The organism is Zhongshania sp. (genome assembly GCF_041623545.1).
GTDB lineage: Bacteria > Pseudomonadota > Gammaproteobacteria > Pseudomonadales > Spongiibacteraceae > Spongiibacter.
Genome location: NZ_JBFJWS010000009.1, coordinates 20917 through 38849, shown reverse-complemented (window position 1 = coordinate 38849; position 17933 = coordinate 20917). Strand labels below are relative to the sequence as shown.

The window sequence follows — 17933 nt, the reverse complement described above, 5'->3', positions numbered from 1 at the left end:
AGGTAATGTAAATACGATGAAAAAAGATAAAGAGAAGGTTCTGGACGAAGTATGGACCGAAGATCGGGTGAGAGAGTTTTTGGATTCTGAGCCCAAAGCGGGCACCGACGCAGACTTTCACGCGCTACTCAAAGCATACCAAAGCATGCGAGCTGACGACTTCGAATTGTTTCTCGGCATGTTTTTAGAGACTAACCGCAATCTCAACGCCACTGACAAAGCGGGCCGCACCGTGCTTAGCTATGCAAAAGAACACCGCAACTCCGGTGAGCACGTCGCCGCTTTAGAGAAGATGGGCGCAGTGTAGAGGCTGGTTTAACTGCTGCGGCTGCGACTAAAGCGGTCGCGGTTCTCCTGCTTTTTAGCCTCACTTTTGCGCAGCATAATATATACCGCACCGGCCCCGCCATGTTGGGGCTGAGCACTGCAATAGGCCTGCACTTCCTCCAACTCGGGGAGCCAGCGATTCACATAAGACTTCAAGACCGCGCCATTGGAACTGCTATTATGGCCGCGACCGTGAACAATAATCACTGCCCGTAAATCTAGCTTCATGGCCTCGCGAATAAATTCAAACACCTGTAAGCGCGCCTGCTCCACCGTCATTTTATGCAAGTCTAAGCTTGCCTCAATACGATACTTACCCTGTTTCAAACGCCGAAACACACCGTGTTGCACGCCTTCGCGTTTAAACTCCACAATATGATAGGGGTCGAGTAATTCTATGTCGCCAGTCGATAAGAAGTTTTTACGCTCGCTTCTGGCGGTGGCAGCCTCGCGACGAGCAGCAATATTAACCTTATCTAAATCCAGTTTCTTCAATGCCACCCGCGCTTCCAGCTCGAGCGGTTTGACACCAGCCATCTCTTGGGCGAACAATTGCTCTTCGTCGTCCATGTTCACCTCCACTGCTAAATTCAGGAAAAACGATGCTTATCAATACAGCACCAGAACCCGCGACCCAATGCCCGCTCTGCGACCAAGATAATCAATGTGCTGTCGCAACGGGCCGCGAGTCTAGCAATTGTTGGTGCATGCAAGCCAGCCTCGACAACGCAGCAAAACAACAAGCCGCTAACCGCAGTGGACCACCGCGCTGTATTTGTCCGAAATGCGGGCGTGTCACTACGTAAAAACAATGTAAACAGGCATTGAAAATACGGCGCCAAGGCCATAAGGTCAACCTTGCCAATTCATTTCCGCCACCGGTAAAACACCATGACACCAAGCCCACTGAGTGGCCCCGATTATTTGTTACGTGGCTTTAAAATGCTTAGCCAACCAGGCATTCGCCTGTTTGTCGCCATTCCCTTGCTGATAAATATTCTTATATTTGGCGCGTTCACCACCCTGACCTTGGAAGCCATGAGCGGCTGGATCAATCAGGTCATTGAATGGCTACCGAGCTGGTTGGATTTTTTGCGCTGGGTTCTGTGGCCCTTAGCAGTGATTTTAGTACTTGCGATTGTCATGTATATCTTTAGTACGGTGGCCAATATTATCGCCTCGCCCTTTAACGGCTTACTCTCAGAAAAAGTCGAGGAAATGCTAACCGGCGAAGAGGTAGCCGGCCGCGAAACCATTGCCATGGCCATCGCCAGCTTTCCCAAAAGCATAGGACGGGAATGCCAAAAACTCTTCTACTACCTAGGCTTTGCGATACTGACATTAATCGCCAGCTTTGTGATCTCGCCCTTGGCACCACTGCTGTGGTTCGCGCTCAACGCGTGGATGATGGCGCTAGCCTATTGTGACTACCCAATGGACAATCACAAACTGAGCTTTAAAGAAGCCCGCACACGGATTAGTAGTCAACGCGGCAGTAGCTTCAGCTTTGGCGCCTTGGTGATGTTAGGCACCATGGTGCCCATTTTGAACCTAATAATAATGCCCGCCGCCGTGTGCGGCGGCACTTTAATGTGGGTGGAGCGCTTTAAAAAGTAGCCATAGAGAAGCGCTTACCTGAGCAAGTGCTCGGGAGGCCGAACACACGGCAGCTTCATGCCTAGGGCCTCTTCAATATTGGGCAGCAAGAAGGCATCGTCCTCACAAGCAAAGCTGATCGAGGTACCGGTTGCACCAGCGCGACCTGTGCGACCAATGCGGTGCACGTAGTCTTCCGCGTCTTCAGGCAACACATAATTAATCACGTGGCTAACACCATTGACGTGAATGCCGCGGCCCGCGACATCGGTTGCCACCAGACAGTTAATTTCACCGTCTTTAAATTGCTGCAAGGTCCGCGAGCGTTTGTTCTGGGGAATTTCACCCGACAAAATGCCACAGCGAATACCGGCTTTCTGCATTTTTTCAAATAGACGGCGGGTTTCATCTCGGCGATTCACAAAGATAATCACGCTCGTCGCGTGCTCTTCTCGCACGATATTCAGAAGTAAGCGATATTTATCTTGGGACTCAACCAAATAAACTTTCTGGTCAACCGTATCCGTCGCGACGCTTTCGGGTTCAATTTCGATTTTAACCGGCTCTTTTGTCCACTGCTCGGTCAAACGCATAATATCGTCGGTGAAAGTGGCGCTGAACAGCAGTGTTTGACGGTGGGCGGTGCTTGGTGTCGCCCGCACAATGCGCTTAACTTGCGGAATAAACCCCATGTCCAGCATGCGGTCGGCTTCATCAATCACTAAAATTTCAATTTGATCCAGATACAGGTCTTTACGACCTTCAAAGTCCAAGAGGCGACCAGGCGTTGCCACCACAATATCAACCATGCCCTTCAATTTATCCTGCTGCTTCTGGTAGTCCATGCCGCCGATCAAGGTCACCACATTTAAACCGCAGTATTTACCTAGGGCGCGGGCATCTTCACCAATTTGCACCACCAGCTCGCGGGTCGGTGCAATAACCAAGGCGCGAGGCTCACCGGCAAAGCGCTCTTCTTCTATGGGATTACTCAGCAGATCATTAAAAATAGTAATCAAAAACGCAGCGGTTTTGCCGGTGCCAGTTTGGGCTTTACCAATCACATCGTTGCCGCGCAAGGTGTGGGGTAATGACACGGCTTGAATCGGCGAGCAATACTTGAAGCCAGTATCGGCAATGCCATGCATCAAACTCAGGTCGAGATCCAAGTCGTGAAAGCGGGTTTTGCCCTCCTCCACCGGCACTGGGAATTGGTCTAAGCTCCATTCCGGTTCAGCTGGCTTGTGCTTTTCGGCCCCACTGCGACCTCGTGGCGAGCGCTTGCTTGTGGAAACAGCTGCCGCGCCCTGACTGTCTGCAACAGTAGTCTGTTCTGGCGTTGACGATGCTTTACCTGAGCCAAATAACTTTTTTAACAAAATTCACTCTTCTTAAATTGCACAATAATCAGCCATTCTAGCACCATTCTCCGGCAACACGCCCAAATGCCATTGCCGCCTGTTATTTTTTACTTTATCGGCACTTGCGAGTCAGGTGCGCCTACTTTTTGCTGCTCCAAGGGAGGCGGCGAAGATGGTTTAACTTGCTCTGTTAGCGGCGGTTTTAAAGGTGCCTCCGCGGCGGGCGACTCCGCTGATACCGCCTTCGGCACTGATACCGGAGCTTCCGCCATGCGCTTTGCCGCAGCCCTCGCCTCATTACTCGTCGCTATGCGTGCCCGCGCCTGCCGGTCAAGATAATAGTCCACACTAAACCAGCGCCCGCCGCCGCTAAACATTAAGCTAAGCAGCATAATAAAATACGTCGCGGCAAATTCAATACCGTTATTGACTACGGCGATGTCTCCTTTTTCCGTTAGCCAGCCGTAGTTACCGTGCTCATTAAGAATATCTGCCGCTCGGTCAAGCCTATCGCCAACGGCCTGGCTATTTTCCAAACTCGCGCGCGCAGCGGGCAGCCCTAAATCAGCCAAGGGTTTGGCGGTACTGGTCGCGGGATCAGACGGCGCAATTGCAAACCAACCGTTATCCCAGTGCACGGTGATCGCCGCCACCAACATGGCCACCATGAGAGGAATGCTTACCCAGCGCACAGCCAGTCCAAACAGTAATAAAAAGCCGCCCAACAACTCGGTATAGGTGAGCAATTGCGCGAGGAGCTCCGGCTCCGGCAAACCAAGGCCGCTTCCTAGCCACTGGGCAGTGGCATCGAGATGACGAAATTTATATAAGCCTGCGGCAATCATGACCGGCGCTAAATAAAGTCGAATCAACAGCGGTGCCAAACCATCTAATTTGGCCAACAAACCAAACAGAAAATCGTGTACGCCGTAATAGGCTCTATACAACAAGGCCATAATCATCCCCTTTTTTATAATTATCGTGGTCGTGCTGAAAAAGTATAGCTAGATGCGACCGGAACTGCACACTGGGCAAGCGGGGTCTGGGCGAAGGTTCAGCTGACGCAGCTCCATATTAACGCCGTCGATTAATAATAAGCGACCCACTAACGGCACCCCAAAGTCCGTTAAGCACTTCAAGGCCTCCAGTGCTTGCATGCTGCCAACGATGCCGACAATGGGCGCTAACACGCCACTCTCTGAACAATTGAGCGCCGCGTCGTCGGCCTCGTGATATAGACAGCGATAGCAGGGCGAATCGTCACGGCGAAAATCAAACACACTCAACTGCCCCTCACCGCGAATTGCGGCGCCAGACACCAACGGCTTGCGCGCAGCATAGCAAGCTTGATTCAGGGCAAAGCGGGTTGTGAAATTATCACTGGCATCGACCACCAAATCGACCTTAGTGACGACATCCTGCAAGGCCTCACCACCTAGACGCACTGGATACTTCAGCAGCCTTGTATCGCTATTTACAGCGCCAATACTGTCCGCAACCGAATCGACTTTGAGTCGACCAATATCATTGCTGCCGTGGGCGATCTGTCGCTGTAAATTACTTAAATCAACCGCGTCGTCGTCAGCCAAATGCAGCTCACCCACCCCCGACGCGGCCAAATACAGAGCAACTGGGCAACCCAAGCCACCCATTCCGACAATCAGCACGCGACTTTGCAACAAGGCCTCTTGGCCAGCCACATCCAATCCCGGCAGTAAAATATGACGACTGTAACGCAGTAACTGTTCGTCATTCATGGCGCCATACCCCCCAGCTAATTCGCTCATTACCGCCGTAATCACAGCGGGTCTCAACGCCGCTAAAGCCTCGCTCACTAAAAACCTGACGAACTGCACTTGCTTGCTGGAAACCATGCTCCAACAGCAACACCCCGTCAGCATGTAAATATTCCGGCGCGAATTGAATGATATGCTTCAGGTCAGCCATACCACCGTCCGCCGCAACTAATGCCGAACGCGGTTCAAAGCGCACGTCGCCCTCCCGCAAATGTGGATCGTCAGCATCAATATAGGGCGGGTTACTGACAATCAACTGATACCGCTTAGCATCAAGTGCGGCGAACCAGTTAGACTGCTGAAAACGAACATTACGCAATGAAAGAGCCGTGCTATTGGCTTTGGCAAGGGCAACCGCATCGGCCACGCAGTCCAAGCCAAGCACATCCGCATCAGACCGCTCAGAGGCCAAAGCCAAGGCAATTGCGCCCGTGCCCGTGCCTAAATCGAGAATTTGCGGACGAATTTGATCGCGAATAATTTCTAATGCACGCTCAACCAAGCACTCGGTATCTGGGCGGGGAATTAAACTGGCTGGCGATACCGCCAAGGACAGTGACCAGAAATCGCGATAACCCAATATATGCGCGATGGGTTCGCCAGCGGCACGCCGCGCGAAGAGCGCTTGAAACTGCGCCTGTTCCTCGGCGGTCAACGCCCGTTCCGGCCAGCTGTATAAATAGCTGCGAGGTTTCCCCAAGCAATAACAAAGTAGTAACGCAGTATCGAGCTCAGCGCTGTCACTCAGCGCCGCTAATTGGCCCCGATACGCCAAGGCATCAGCAATGCTGAGAGTCGACATTATTCCGCCAGCGCAGCCAACAGGTCTGCTTGGTATTCCTGGCGCAGCGGCGAAATAATATGGTCAACATCGCCCTGTACGAATTCGTCTAACTTATACAAAGTAAGATTAATACGGTGATCAGTTACCCTGCCCTGGGGAAAATTATAGGTACGAATTCGCTCGGAACGATCACCGCTGCCGACCAAATTGCGGCGCTCTGTCGCCTGCTCCGCGAGATTTTTGCTGCTAGCGGCATCGTTCACTTTCGCCGTTAACAGGGACATCGCCCGCGCCTTGTTTTTATGTTGCGAACGCTCGTCCTGGCACTCGACCACAATGCCGGTGGGTATATGAACAATTCGCACCGCAGAATCAGTGGTGTTTACGTGCTGACCACCGGCACCGCTCGAGCGAAAGGTGTCGATGCGGAGATCGCCTTTATTAATTAATATTTCATCGGCTTCTTCTGGTTCAGCCATCACCGCGACAGTACATGCCGAGGTATGAATGCGTCCCTGGGATTCCGTTTCCGGCACCCGCTGCACACGGTGAGCGCCAGATTCAAACTTAAGGTGACCATAAACTTCTTGACCCGCCACCCGACTGATAATTTCTTTGTAGCCCCCGTGCTCACCTTGGCGCTCACTCAAAACCTCAACGCGCCACCCCTTGCGCTCAGCGTAACGGGAGTACATACGGAATAGATCACCAGCAAATATCGCAGCCTCGTCACCACCGGTGCCAGCGCGAATTTCCAAAAATACGTTGTGCGAATCATTGGGGTCTTTGGGCAGCAGCAAGGTCTGCAGCTCCACTTCCAAGGTCTCTAATTTGGCCTTTGCCGTCTTAACTTCCTCTTCGGCCATTTCCCGCATATCAGCATCATCTTCGCTGAGCATGGCAGTGGCCTCAGCGAGATCTTCCGCAACCTGGCGGTACTCCCCATAGCTCTGCACCACGGACTCAATTTCTGCGTACTCTTGCGACAGGCCGCGGAAGCGATCCTGATTACCAATAATTTCCGGGTCGCTAAGCAACGCGCCGATCTCTTCGTAACGATCAAGCAAATTGTCGAGCTTACTGACAAGGGAGGCCTTCATTTTTTACTCACTTAATTAAGGTATGGGTGGCTTAGGAGTCACTGTCTTTAAGCTGAAACAACTCCCGCGCCCAGTGGACGAGATCGGTTCGACCTTTTGCGCCCGCCGCTTTTATTTGGGTTGTTGGGCTGTGTATTAATTTATTGGTTAAGCCCCGAGCCAATTGCTCCAGCACTTGCTCGGCGTCCTCACCTTTTGCCAATTGACGCAAGGCCCGCTCCAACTCTACGTCGCGATACTGCTCCGCTTTAGCACGATAATCCCGTACGGTATCCACAGCGTCCAAAGCGCGAATTTGGGTTTGCCAATCAAGTAATGCCTTAGCAATGATGTCGCTCGCTTTGTGGGCCTCGCTTTGCCGAGCTCGTTTATTTTCTTCAACAATTTCGCGGAGATCATCAACCGTGTACAAAAAGACATCGGCCAGCTCTGCCACCTGCGATTCGATATCGCGGGGTACCGCAATATCGACCATCACCATGGGTCGGTGTTTGCGCTTTTTTAATGCTAACTCAACCGCGCCTTTACCAAGAATGGGCAATTGGCTGGCCGTCGATGCCACCACGATATCGGCGTCGACCAAATACTTGGGCATGTCTGAGAGCATCACCGCCTCAGCATTAAACTGCTCGGCAAGTCCCCGCGCCCGATCTAAGGTGCGATTGGCGATAATGATACGCTTTACACCCTTATCATGAAGATGACGAGCTACCAGCTCAATGGTTTCACCGGCACCAATCAACAGCGCGGTACAGCTACTCAAGGAAGAAAATACATGCTGGGTTAAATTTACTGCTGCATAGGCCACAGACACAGGGTTTTCGCCAATCCCCGTATCGGTACGCACCCGCTTAGCCACCGAAAAAACTTGAGCGAAGGTGCGATGCAAGGCCCCGTTTGCGGTGCCAGCATCAACCGCCTGAGCATAAGCCGTCTTCATTTGACCGAGGATTTGCGGTTCACCAAGCACCATCGAATCCAGGCCCGCAGCGACCTCCATCATATGCCTAAGAGCGTCTTGGCCGCGGCGATCATAAATACACGCCGCCAACTCTGAGCGATCAATGTGATGATAGGCCGCCAACCAATCCACCATGCTGTGAACTGTAGCATCGGCAGTATCATCGAGTACCCCGTATAATTCAGTGCGATTACAGGTAGAGAGTATTGCCAGCTCAGAGACACCAATACAAGTCAGAGCATCGCGCAGGGCGATAGGCATTTGCTCAGGCACAAAGGCCACGCGCTCGCGCACCGCGACTGGGGCGGAGTTGTGGTTTATGCCAATTACGAGCAAATTCATTAAATAACGAGCGCCTGACTTTAAGAGTTAACGCGGGAACAGCGGTGAATTTTAGCAAGATGAAGGCCAAATGTGGATTTTATTCCCACCTTGGGCCAAACATTGTTGATTACCGAATTTAAGCTAGCGACGAATGTCCTAGCTTATAGCCCTAACCCATGACCAATAGCCATGCTAACATTGGCTCTCAAAACCCGTGGTGATACCTATATTATGCGTTCTGCCCTACCAAGCCTGTTATTAACATTGACGCTACTAAGTGGCTGCGCCAGCTTAACATCAGGCCCAGCAACAGGCCTAGCCGAAACCGCTAAGCCGCCCGCTAGCGAAAAGCCCCAGCGCTCCTTTCCGGAAGACACGTTTTTCGATCTACTGGTGGCCGAAATGGCCCTGCGCTATCACGACCTTGATACCGCTTTAGATAACTACAGCTACCAAGCCGAAAAAACCGGGGATCTTGGTGTAATCACCACAGCCGCCAGACTGGCCCAATATTTAAATCGCGACGATGTCGCCCAAAACTATGCCCGGCAATGGCTAAAGTTCGAGCCAGAAAATGCGGAGGCACACTATATTTTGGCCTCGTCCCTATCTCGCAGCCAGCGTCCACTCGACGCCTTCCCACACATGACTAAAGTCATGGAGTTAGGCGGTGAAAGCAATTTTGCCGCCTTGGCAGCCACCGTTCTCTCGCGCTCCGAGGACGAGCAGCGTGATTTTCTCAAACAGATAAATACGCAACTCGAACGTCACCCAAACGAAAACTCACTCAAAATAGCTAAGGCCTTAATGCTGCAGTATCAACAGCAAGAGACCGCCGCACTCGAACTTATCCAACAGGTACTTAGCGACGAACCTGACAACCCCCACGCCCTGCTTATTGAAACCCGCACCCTCGCCCAATTGGGACGCGACGATGAAGCCCTTGCGAGGCTGCAGTATGCCGTGGACCAAAACCCCAATCACAAACGCCTGCGCCACGACTTGGCTCGGCGCTTAGTAAAAACTGACTTATACCAAGCCAAAGCCCAATATGAGTTGCTCGTCCGACAGAACCCGGCAGACAATGACCTGCTGCTAGAGCTGATGCTTATTAATCGCGAGCTCAGCAACACCAGCGAAGCGGCGGAGCAGCTTGCATCCCTTAGCGACACCCCTGCACACAGCAGTCGCGCACACTACGTGCTTGGCCGCCTTGCCGAAGAAGACCGCAACTGGCCAGAAGCTATCGCTCATTACGAGCAAGCCACAGCCAATCCAGAATTCACCCCGGCCAGTCAGCGCTTGAGCAGCATCTCGCTGAGCCTCGATGGTCCTGAGAAAACCCTAGAGCGACTAAAAGTTCTGCGTATGCGCCTGCCAGAACACAGCAGCCTAATCTACTTGCTCGAAGCGGAAATTCTGCGCAAGGAATCTCACTTCCAGCGCGGCTACGACTTACTCACCACAGCATTAAACAGCTTCCCTGACGACGAGCAGTTACGCTACGCCCGCTCATTATTTAGCGAAAAGCTCGGCGACCTCAGCACACTGGAGTCCGATCTCAGGCACATACTTAAGCGTGACCCCGAAAACGCGACAGCACTCAACGCCCTTGGCTACAGCCTCGCCAACCTCAGCTCGCGACTCGACGAAGCAGAAAGCCTTGTTAAACGCGCCTTGGCACTAGAACCCGAAGACCCCGCCATAATCGATAGTTACGGCTGGATACTGTTTCTAAAGGGCGACACAGCTGGCGCAGTCGCGCTCTTGGAAAGGGCCTACAACAAAAGTCAGGACCACGAAATTGCCGCCCATTTTGGCGAAGCCCTTTGGGCCAGCGGCGACCGGCAGCGCGCTAAAACTGTGTGGAAAACTGGACTAAAAGACACCCCAAACAGCCCCATTATTTTTGACACCCTGCGCAGGTTGAAGCTCCTGAATGACTAAATCACACTCAAGACAACAGCTTTGGCTCAAAGTCCTTGCCGTCATCAGCATCGCCTACCTAGCAGGCTGCGCAGCAAGTCCCGAACGCTACCACGACAACACCGCGGAACATTGGCAGCTCAAGGGTAAAATCGGTCTTTGGCACGGCGACAAGCGAGAAAGCGCCACCATAGATTGGCAACAGTGCGGCCCCAGCAGCATGCTTATCCGCCTCAGCGGCCCACTCGGCAGTGGCGCCATTGAGCTAACAGCTGACAAAGGTGGTGCCAGCCTAAACCAAAATGGCGAAATCCGCCGCGCGGACAGCATTGAACACCTCGCCGCCCAAGCACAATGGCCGCTCCCCGTTGAAGCTTTACGCCTCTGGGTGCGCGGTCGCGCAGCGCCCCAGCTAGAACTGCGCAGCCGGATTAACACCAATGGCCAACTCGAGGAATTAGAACAGGCGGGCTGGGTCATACACTATCGCTACAGCCAAGCTCAGCAAACCTTGCCCGACCGAGTTGAAGCACGCTCTGCAAACACCCGCCTAAGCCTAATTATTCGAGACTGGAACGAACAAACGAGCGCATGCATTCCCTAATGACGACAATTGAGCTGCCCTGCCCCGCCAAAATAAATTTATTTCTCAATATTACTGGCCGCCGCGCCGATGGCTACCACGAGCTGCAAACAGTGTTTCAGCTGCTCGATTACGGCGACAGTTTGCGGCTACGCCACCGCGACGACGCTCAGCTTTGCTTGACTACCGACCTCAATGGCGTAGCGAGTGAAGACAACCTAATCATGCGCGCCGCGCGCCAATTACAGGCATTAAAACCTGAGCAACGCCTTGGCGCAGACATCTCACTCATTAAACGTCTACCCATGGGTGGGGGTATTGGCGGCGGAAGCTCTGATGCTGCAAGTACGCTACTAGGCCTTAACGCTTTATGGGATCTAAAACTGAGCCTGGCGCAATTAGCCGAGATCGGTTTAAAACTTGGCGCCGACGTGCCGGTTTTTGTACACGGCAAGACTGCTTGGGCAGAGGGTATCGGCGAAAAACTCAGCCCCATACAGACCCCAGAGAGTTGGTTTCTGGTGCTAAAACCCGACTGCCATGTGTCCACTGTAGAAATTTTTTGTCATGAACAATTGACACGCCACAGCTCACCGATCAAAATAGCCGCCTTTCTTGAGGGAGGTAACGGAAATAGTTGCGAACCACTGGTTCGAAAACTGTATCCGAAGGTTGATAAGGCTTTGATTTGGCTGAATCAATTTGCCCCCGCGAAGCTTACCGGCACAGGCGCATGCGTTTTTGCCAGCTTCCAAGATCAGGCAACTGCCGAGGCAGTTTGCGCGCAACGACCAAGCGATATTAATGGTTTCGTTGCCCGAGGCGTTAACACCTCGCCACTGCATTTAGCATTGGGCATTCTCTAACGCAGACCTGAAAAGTTTTATTGGGGTGTCGCCAAGTGGTAAGGCACTGGGTTTTGATCTCAGCATTCGTAGGTTCGAGTCCTACCACCCCAGCCATTTTAAAACTCGCCGCGTAAAGCGGCTTGTAGCTTCAAATCAGCTGCCTGAGCTATTTCCAAAGTACACGCACTGAGAGCCAGCCAATTGCGATAAATTGGCAACGCACACCACCTGAAATTCATTAACACCAGCCCTACAGGACGCCGACCGTGCCCAAGATGATGGTCTTCACCGGCAATGCCAATCCCGAACTTGCTCGCAAAGTCGTTGAACATTTGCACCTACCACTAGGCGATGCAATTGTTGGCAAATTCAGTGACGGCGAAATATTCGTCGAAGTGAACGAGAACGTGCGTGGCGCCGATGTATTTCTACTGCAACCAACGTGCGCGCCCACCAACGACAACCTAATGGAACTCATCGTAATGGCCGACGCCATGCGCAGAGCCTCCGCCGGCCGCATAACCGCTGTTGTCCCCTACTTCGGCTACGCTCGCCAAGACCGCCGAGTACGCTCACAGCGCGTGCCGATTTCCGCCAAAGTCGTTGCCGATATGATGAGCGGTGTGGGCATTAACCGTGTACTAACTGTTGACCTACACGCCGAGCAGATTCAGGGCTTTTTTGATGTTCCCGTCGATAATGTCTACGGCTCACCAATATTGCTAGATGACATCAGTCGCCAGCAGTACGAGAATCAAATGGTAGTATCGCCTGACATCGGCGGTGTTGTCCGCGCTCGCGCTGTGGCCAAGCAATTAGACGACGCCGATCTCGCCATCATTGACAAGCGACGCCCAGCTGCCGGCATCGCGCAAGTTATGCACATAATCGGCGAAGTTGAAGGCAAAACCTGTATTTTAGTCGACGATATGGTCGATACAGCCGGCACTTTGTGCAAGGCCGCTGAAGCGCTTAAACAACATGGCGCCGCAAAAGTTGTCGCTTACTGTACACATCCTGTATTATCCGGCGCGGCCATTGCCAACATCAACGGCTCGCAATTGGACGAACTGGTGGTAACTGACACCATCCCGCTGTCGGAAGACGCAAGAAAATGCAGCAAAATTCGCCAGCTAACCCTGGCAAATCTATTGGCCGAGTCAATTCGACGGGTCAGTAATGAAGAGTCGATCAGCGCACTGTTTCGCTAAGCACTTCGCTTAGCAACACGTTTTTCGACATTTACCGCCGCACTGGTCGCAAGTCGGCGGTTTTCGCGTTATTAAGGAGACAAATATGTCTAGCGATTACACAGTTAGCGCAACAGTTCGCGCAGATGTAGGGAAAGGTGCGAGCCGCCGCCTACGTCGTCTGGAAGGTGAGATTCCTGCTATTGTTTACGGTGGCGAAAAAGCTCCACAAATGCTCAATCTGATTCACAAAGATCTAATCAGATTGCTCAACGACGAAGCTTTCTACACTTCCATCCTGACCTTGGATGTTGATGGCCAGAAAGAGTCAGTGGTATTAAAGGATCTGCAGCGTCACCCAGCTAAATTGCGCGTTTTACACGCCGATTTCCTGCGCGTAAGTGCCGACACCCCAATTACACTGCACGTCCCACTGCACTTCATCAATGAAGAAATCTGTGTTGGTGTTAAGCTGGCGGGCGGCAACATCACCCACGCGGCAACTGACATTGAAGTACAGTGCTTACCAAAAGATCTGCCCGAGTTCATTGAAGTGGACATGGCGCTGATTGAAACCGGCACCACACTGCACATCTCTGATCTAACCCTACCTGCCGGCGTTAGCAGCACCGCTCTGGCACTTGGCGAAGACCACGACCAAGCTATTGCAACTGTTCACGCTCCACGCGGCGCCTCTAGCGACGATGACGGCGAAGAAGCAGAAGCAAGCGACGCAGAGTAATAAGCTAACGGCCCCTCGGGGCCAATAGTAACAGGCGCCCCATTGAATACGATAAAACTGATCGTTGGCCTGGCTAACCCCGGCCCGCAATATCACGATACTCGTCACAATGCGGGCGCTTGGTTCGTTTCAGAACTGGCGCGCCAGCATCATTGCACACTCAGTAGCGAATCTCGGTTTTTCGGCGACACCGCCAGAATCCAGTACCAAGGTGCAGATCTGCGCTTATTAATACCCACCACCTTTATGAACCGCAGCGGTCAAGCCATCGCCGCACTTGCTAATTTTTACCGAATTCCGGCCGAAGCCATCCTCGTCGCCCACGACGAACTGGACCTCGCCCCCGGCACCGCCCGCTTTAAAACCGGCGGCGGCCACGGCGGCCACAATGGCCTGCGCGACACCATTGCCCAGCTGGGCAACAACAAGAATTTCCACCGCCTGCGAGTTGGCATAGGCCACCCCGGCAGCGCGGCGCAAGTGACAAATTATGTTCTTGGCAAACCGCCAGCCGACGAGCGCATCAGCATCGATCGCTGTATCGACGAAGCCCTGCGCAGCCTCCCCGACGCCGTCAACGGCGACTGGGCAAAGGCCATGAATCAACTACACAGCTATAAACAAGGGTAATATCACATGGGATTTAACTGCGGCATCGTCGGACTACCCAATGTCGGCAAGTCCACCCTCTTTAATGCACTGACCAACGCGGGCATTGACGCGGCCAACTTCCCGTTCTGCACCATCGAACCCAATTCAGGCATCGTCATGGTTCCAGACCCGCGCCTACAGGCGCTGGCCGCCATTGTGAAGCCGGAGCGCATCATGCCCGCCACCATGGAATTTGTCGACATTGCCGGCCTTGTCGCCGGCGCGTCAAAAGGTGAAGGCTTGGGCAATAAATTTTTGGCTAATATTCGCGAAACCGACGCCATTGCTCACGTTGTGCGCTGCTTCGACAACGACAACATCATTCACGTGGCCAATAAAATCGACCCCGCCGCCGATATCGATATCATCAATACCGAGCTAGCGCTGGCCGACATGGAAAGTATCGACAAGCAACTGCAGAAAGTCGTCCGCGTTGCCCGTAGCGGCGACAAAGAAGCCACCGTCCTTAAAAACCTATTCGAGAAGCTACTTGCCCACCTCAATGAAGGCAAGCCCGTGCGCTCCCTCAAACTCGATGCCGACGAAATGCAGCGCACCCGCGCCCTGCACCTGCTGACAATCAAGCCCACCATGTACATCGCCAACGTCAACGAAGACGGCTTTGAAAACAACGCCCATCTCGACCTAGTCCGCGCCATCGCCGCAGAAGACGGCGCCATCGTTGTCCCTATATGCAACAAGCTAGAATCTGAAATCGCCGAACTCGACGACGAAGAAAAAACCGAATTCCTGACCGATCTCGGTATGGAAGAACCGGGCCTAGACCGCGTTATTCGCGCTGGCTACCAACTACTTGGCCTACAAACCTACTTCACCGCGGGCGTCAAAGAAGTCCGTGCATGGACCATCCCCGTCGGCGCCACCGCCCCACAATCGGCCGGTGTCATCCACACTGACTTTGAAAAAGGCTTTATTCGCGCCGAAGTCATCGCCTACGACGACTACATTCAGTACAAAGGCGAACAAGGCAGCAAAGACGCCGGAAAATGGCGGCTTGAAGGCAAAGACTACGTTGTTAAAGATGGCGACGTTGTCCATTTCCGCTTCAATGTCTAACGCGCGCTATTCCGCGCTTGACATAAGGCCCTGAAGCTTGGAAAATGCGCGCCTTCTCTGCACAAGAGAACAGTGGCAAGGTAGCTCAGTTGGTTAGAGCACAACACTCATAATGTTGGGGTCGGCGGTTCGAATCCGCCCCTTGCTACCATTATTCTAAAAAACCACCAATAGGTGGTTTTTTTTCGACTTTTGAAAAGTACGCCACCCCCCGACGGGTGGATGAGAACCGCCGCGCGGTGAGTACAGAAGGAAGTCTATAGAGTCTCTGCAGAGCGGCGTCCCTATCGTTATTTCGCAGGCGAGCAGGATTGCCGATGAGGAGGGCAATTGACATCATCTGTTGTTCTTGGCTGTAACGCGTTAGAGCGAAACACTGTGTAAACGTGAGCAGGCAGCGTAATGTCTATAAGGCGATTTGGATCCTGCCTAGCTAGTGCGTCATTGAATGCGATGGTAACGCCGACTAAGCCTTCACCTGTCATGTAGGTGACGCCGGGATCGGCATTGAATGGTCGTGATAACTGGTCATTCTGCATTGCTTCATGAAATTGCACATCTTCTATTGTTATGGCTGTGGCGATTGCTGATCCGAGAATGGCAACGACAATTATCCCTGCTGGACCCGCTACGCCGGAAACACCTATCGCGGTCAGGGTAGGGCCTACTACTGTTAATCCGGTTGCAGTTACAGCGGTAAACACAAGGCCCTTTGCCACCATCATCCCTGAGACTGTAAATATAGCTGCTGAGATTGCGGTGCCGGCTAGCACAAGTGTGCCGCCGGTAATTGCTGCGGCAGCACCACCTGTAATTAATACCGCAGCCAATGCTTCGTCTCGCGCAGCATTGGCTTCTGAAGAGTCTGCTAAATATTTAGCTCCGACATCGGCAGCACCCCACTCGAGAAATTCTTGAACATCATAGTGTGCTTGCTGAGTCTTAGTAATAGTATTTAATGCATTAAAAGGATTCGCGCCACCGCCGCAATTTGCATACAAATCGCGGTTTGTTTCCTTGGTGCGATCCGCGACTCGTGTTTTAAAAGCTGCGGGTGGTTTGAAGGCGCAGGGATTGCTTAGCCATTCCCGGTAATATTGTTGTGCGCGCCCCCACATCATGGACTGAACGGCATAGTCGCCGCGTAAAATCCATTCGAGTGCCGCCTGCTGTTCAACACTTCGCTCGGCTTTGGGTATAGCAGCCACGCCCATTAATGATGCCTGTACATAGGCTGTCAAATAGGAGAATGGCACCTTTCCGCCAGTTTTAACGAGTGTTTCCCGAACACTCTTATCTTCCAGATTCAGTACTTTGCTCGGATTCTCCCGCAAGGCGCTTAGAAATTCCTGCTCAGCTTGCACAAAAAACGCACTGACTTTTTCATATTCATCCGAATAGGTTCGAAAATAACTCAAGTTGGTTGCTGAGTTGCTTGATCGTCCGAAGCAGTCGTTATGCGGCAAGAGTGGGCTATCGGTGTGGCTGAGCGGGCCTCTCGCGTGCAGTAGAAGTGACTGTGACTGCTTGGCTAAGCAAGGAGTAATCACTTTGTAATTCGTCCTCGACCCATCCTGGCTTCGGTGCCCGGGGCTCCGGCAATCCACGATACCCGGAATGTTGACACAACCGACAACGGTAATTCCTGGTTCGGTGGGCTTAACCTCCGTTGGGCGGGTGGGGCTCAAAGTAATAGCGGTGGTCTCTTCCTTGGTAAATTGCGCCGTAATAGCTGAATCATGGACCTGATATTTCCAGAATGTCCCAGAACTGCCTTTGTTCGCATCTTCAAAGAACAGTGGGTTGTTGGGCTTATTGAATGTGTCGAGAACTTTGGCTTTGCCTTGAAAGTTGTTGGAAATGCGAAACCAGCCATCGCCTGCGTGGGTGAAGTGCCAGTGCTGTCCGCTGTAGTTTCCCGTTTTGCGAAATGTAGGTTTTACGCGGTCACTATCGACGCTCGATGAAGTCCCAGTTGATGCGTTATAAATGCGGATACTGCCGTCTTGTTGATGCTCCATTTTCCATAACTGCCTTGCATTGCCAGATGGTGACTTGGCTTGCATGACGAATTGGCTCTGCGCGTCGAGTGTTAGAACCTTTTCAGTGCCTAGCCATCGATTACTTAGGTAGTAGTATTTGTTTTTTTCAAATTTGGCCACAGGCGCGCCGGCGACAGTAGTTCCGTATACCAGTGGCTCTGGTGAGCGTACAGGTTGGTTCGCGGGCGATTGTGCCAGCTGGATATTCTTAGAGTTAAGCGGTGCCCGTGGGCCAACACAATATGCGCCGAGCTTTTTGTCCGGTGCGGTTTTTGCACCACCATTAAAACCATTTCTACCGCAACCAGCCTGCGCGCCAGCCATCACATAGCCGCTAACGCCACCATCCAGCCATCCATAAGCACACATACTAAAGCCCTTACTGTTGGCATCTACAAGCTGTGCTTTTGTGGCGAGCGCACCACCTTTTGACCGGCAGTACGCGCCAGATTCTTCGAACGTTTTACCATTGACGTAGCCGCTACCTGGGTTATATACCCATAAATAGTTAACCTCTGTGGCGCTGGCTTCTTGAAATGCGCCTAGTTGAACTATGGCTCCCAGCACAAAAGTAATTAACCTGGCATTTTTCATAATCGACTCCCTCTGCACAAAGCAAGCGCAC

At 52.6% G+C, this 17933-nt stretch carries 18 protein-coding genes and 2 tRNA genes; 12 read left to right on the top strand and 8 right to left on the bottom strand.

Annotation, left to right across the window (positions count from 1 at the left end; genetic code table 11):
• Positions 1–16: 16 nt before the first annotated feature.
• Positions 17–307 (top strand): PA4642 family protein, encoded by a 291-nt coding sequence (locus ABYT30_RS02720; protein ID WP_373095179.1) that lies wholly within the window; start codon positions 17–19, stop codon positions 305–307.
• 8 nt (positions 308–315) lie between these two features.
• On the opposite strand, the gene smrA is transcribed toward ABYT30_RS02720, so the two are convergent.
• Entirely contained in the window at positions 316–897 is a 582-nt protein-coding gene (smrA, locus tag ABYT30_RS02715) for a DNA endonuclease SmrA (protein WP_373082003.1), read from the bottom strand.
• A gap of 32 nt (positions 898–929) precedes the next feature.
• On the opposite strand from smrA, the gene ABYT30_RS02710 reads away from it, so the two are divergent.
• Both ABYT30_RS02710 and cysZ read left to right on the top strand, forming a co-directional pair.
• Positions 930–1133 (top strand): cysteine-rich CWC family protein, encoded by a 204-nt coding sequence (locus tag ABYT30_RS02710; RefSeq protein WP_373082005.1) that lies wholly within the window; start codon positions 930–932, stop codon positions 1131–1133.
• A gap of 85 nt (positions 1134–1218) precedes the next feature.
• On the top strand, positions 1219–1944 hold the full coding sequence (gene cysZ / locus ABYT30_RS02705) for a sulfate transporter CysZ (protein ID WP_373095177.1): 726 nt from the start codon (positions 1219–1221) through the stop codon (positions 1942–1944).
• Positions 1945–1958: 14 nt separating this feature from the next.
• On the opposite strand, the gene rhlB is transcribed toward cysZ, so the two are convergent.
• The 6 genes from rhlB to hemA all read right to left on the bottom strand — a co-directional run bounded on the left by rhlB (position 1959) and on the right by hemA (position 8267).
• Positions 1959–3302, bottom strand: a complete 1344-nt coding sequence (gene rhlB, locus ABYT30_RS02700) for an ATP-dependent RNA helicase RhlB (RefSeq protein WP_373082009.1) — start codon at positions 3300–3302, stop codon at positions 1959–1961.
• 89 nt (positions 3303–3391) lie between these two features.
• Positions 3392–4240, bottom strand: coding sequence for a DoxX family membrane protein (locus tag ABYT30_RS02695; protein ID WP_373095176.1), 849 nt, complete (start codon positions 4238–4240; stop codon positions 3392–3394).
• A 48-nt stretch (positions 4241–4288) separates the two neighbouring features.
• The gene (locus ABYT30_RS02690) at positions 4289–5041 is read right to left on the bottom strand and encodes a ThiF family adenylyltransferase (protein WP_373082014.1); all 753 of its coding nucleotides are present in this window, start codon (positions 5039–5041) and stop codon (positions 4289–4291) included.
• Complete coding sequence (prmC, locus tag ABYT30_RS02685) at positions 5034–5882, bottom strand: peptide chain release factor N(5)-glutamine methyltransferase (protein ID WP_373095174.1); 849 nt, start codon at positions 5880–5882, stop codon at positions 5034–5036. The genes ABYT30_RS02690 and prmC overlap by 8 nt, the downstream gene beginning before the upstream one ends.
• Positions 5882–6964, bottom strand: a complete 1083-nt coding sequence (gene prfA / locus ABYT30_RS02680; protein WP_373095173.1) for a peptide chain release factor 1 — start codon at positions 6962–6964, stop codon at positions 5882–5884. Before prfA ends, prmC begins: the two co-directional genes overlap by 1 nt.
• A 31-nt stretch (positions 6965–6995) precedes the next feature.
• Positions 6996–8267, bottom strand: a complete 1272-nt coding sequence (gene hemA / locus ABYT30_RS02675) for a glutamyl-tRNA reductase (RefSeq protein ID WP_373080526.1) — start codon at positions 8265–8267, stop codon at positions 6996–6998.
• Between the two features lie 171 nt (positions 8268–8438).
• Between hemA and ABYT30_RS02670 the strand changes: the two genes are divergently transcribed.
• The 9 genes from ABYT30_RS02670 to ABYT30_RS02630 all read left to right on the top strand — a co-directional run bounded on the left by ABYT30_RS02670 (position 8439) and on the right by ABYT30_RS02630 (position 15417).
• The gene (locus ABYT30_RS02670; RefSeq protein WP_373080528.1) at positions 8439–10196 is read left to right on the top strand and encodes a tetratricopeptide repeat protein; all 1758 of its coding nucleotides are present in this window, start codon (positions 8439–8441) and stop codon (positions 10194–10196) included.
• The gene (lolB, locus tag ABYT30_RS02665; protein WP_373080531.1) at positions 10189–10779 is read left to right on the top strand and encodes a lipoprotein insertase outer membrane protein LolB; all 591 of its coding nucleotides are present in this window, start codon (positions 10189–10191) and stop codon (positions 10777–10779) included. Before ABYT30_RS02670 ends, lolB begins: the two co-directional genes overlap by 8 nt.
• Positions 10779–11624: a 4-(cytidine 5'-diphospho)-2-C-methyl-D-erythritol kinase gene (gene ispE, locus ABYT30_RS02660; protein WP_373095171.1), complete on the top strand. Its 846-nt coding sequence runs from the start codon at positions 10779–10781 to the stop codon at positions 11622–11624. The genes lolB and ispE overlap by 1 nt, the downstream gene beginning before the upstream one ends.
• Positions 11625–11645: 21 nt before the next feature.
• Positions 11646–11720, top strand: a tRNA-Gln gene (locus ABYT30_RS02655).
• 152 nt (positions 11721–11872) lie between these two features.
• The gene (locus tag ABYT30_RS02650; protein ID WP_373080536.1) at positions 11873–12817 is read left to right on the top strand and encodes a ribose-phosphate diphosphokinase; all 945 of its coding nucleotides are present in this window, start codon (positions 11873–11875) and stop codon (positions 12815–12817) included.
• Positions 12818–12902: 85 nt separating this feature from the next.
• On the top strand, positions 12903–13538 hold the full coding sequence (locus ABYT30_RS02645) for a 50S ribosomal protein L25/general stress protein Ctc (RefSeq protein WP_373080538.1): 636 nt from the start codon (positions 12903–12905) through the stop codon (positions 13536–13538).
• A gap of 42 nt (positions 13539–13580) precedes the next feature.
• The gene (pth, locus tag ABYT30_RS02640) at positions 13581–14168 is read left to right on the top strand and encodes an aminoacyl-tRNA hydrolase (RefSeq protein ID WP_373080541.1); all 588 of its coding nucleotides are present in this window, start codon (positions 13581–13583) and stop codon (positions 14166–14168) included.
• Positions 14169–14174: 6 nt separating this feature from the next.
• Entirely contained in the window at positions 14175–15266 is a 1092-nt protein-coding gene (gene ychF, locus ABYT30_RS02635) for a redox-regulated ATPase YchF (RefSeq protein WP_373080544.1), read from the top strand.
• 74 nt (positions 15267–15340) lie between these two features.
• Positions 15341–15417 (top strand) — tRNA-Met (locus ABYT30_RS02630).
• 139 nt (positions 15418–15556) lie between these two features.
• Here ABYT30_RS02630 and ABYT30_RS02625 read toward each other — a convergent pair.
• Positions 15557–17902 (bottom strand): hypothetical protein, encoded by a 2346-nt coding sequence (locus ABYT30_RS02625; protein WP_373080547.1) that lies wholly within the window; start codon positions 17900–17902, stop codon positions 15557–15559.
• Positions 17903–17933 lie beyond the last annotated feature (31 nt).